This window comes from Veillonella sp. ZSJB6 (assembly GCF_051549505.1).
Classification (GTDB): Bacteria; Bacillota; Negativicutes; order Veillonellales; family Veillonellaceae; genus Veillonella.
In genome coordinates, this window is the sequence record NZ_JBPUGE010000030.1 from 1 (window position 1) to 301 (window position 301).

Genomic DNA, 301 nt, shown 5'->3' on the forward strand with positions numbered 1-301 from the left:
GATTGACCAAAACTTTAATAATGGTCTGCAAGGATATGTCTAAACCTTGCGACCCAAAAAACTTGATAATGTGATTACCTGCCAATTTTAACCATTAAATTGAAGGTAATCGTCATGATTGATGCAGACGGCTTTCGAGCCAACGTAGGTATCATCTTGGCAAATACACACGGGCAAGTACTGTGGGCAAAACGCGTGGGTCACGATGCTTGGCAATTTCCACAAGGCGGCATTGATTTTGGTGAAACACCGCTTGATGCAATGTATCGGGAATTGTGGGAAGAAGTCGGACTGTATCCTC

At 43.5% G+C, this 301-nt stretch carries 1 protein-coding gene; it reads left to right on the forward strand.

Going from position 1 to position 301, the window contains the following annotated elements:
* Positions 1–114: 114 nt before the first annotated feature.
* Positions 115–301 (forward strand): NUDIX domain-containing protein (locus ACSV5T_RS09770; RefSeq protein ID WP_438320980.1); only part of this gene is annotated, 187 nt, incomplete at its 3' end.